Genomic DNA, 743 nt, shown 5'->3' with positions numbered 1-743 from the left:
CCTTCGTCCAGCAGCTTGCGGAACATCTCAACACCGGTGCAGGTGGTGGTGGTGGTGTCACGCAGACCAACGATTTCCAGTGGATCCTGAACGCGGACGATACCACGCTCGATACGACCGGTAACAACGGTACCACGACCCGAGATCGAGAACACGTCTTCGATCGGCATCAGGAACGGCTGGTCGATGGCACGAACTGGCTCAGGAATGTAGCTGTCCAGAGTTTCTACCAGCTTCTTGACAGCGGTAGTACCCATTTCGTTGTCGTCTTTGCCTTCCAGCGCCATACGAGCCGAACCGATGATGATCGGAGTGTCGTCGCCTGGGAAGTCATAGGTGGACAGCAGGTCGCGAACTTCCATCTCGACCAGTTCCAGCAGCTCAGCGTCGTCTACCAGGTCAGCCTTGTTCAGGAAGACCACGATGTACGGAACGCCTACCTGACGGGACAGCAGGATGTGCTCACGGGTTTGTGGCATCGGACCATCGGCGGCCGAGCAAACCAGGATCGCGCCGTCCATCTGGGCAGCACCGGTGATCATGTTCTTCACGTAGTCAGCGTGACCTGGGCAGTCAACGTGAGCGTAGTGACGAATGGTCGAGTTGTACTCAACGTGAGCGGTGTTGATGGTGATACCGCGCGCTTTTTCTTCCGGAGCCGAGTCGATCTTGTCGAACTCAACGACTGCCGAACCGAAAACTTCGGAGCAAACGCGAGTCAGAGCTGCGGTCAGAGTGGTCTT

General features: G+C 57.1%; 1 protein-coding gene. It reads right to left on the bottom strand.

The window, feature by feature from the left end:
• Positions 1 to 743: GTP-binding protein (locus tag ACF8RA_RS00350; protein WP_392518666.1), on the bottom strand; the 743-nt coding region annotated here is incomplete at both ends.

Origin of the sequence: Pseudomonas sp. FYR_5, from assembly GCF_043106315.1 — a bacterium.
In the GTDB taxonomy this organism is placed as follows: Bacteria; Pseudomonadota; Gammaproteobacteria; order Pseudomonadales; family Pseudomonadaceae; genus Aquipseudomonas; species Aquipseudomonas putida_Y.
This window is presented reverse-complemented; position numbering and strand designations above follow the sequence as displayed.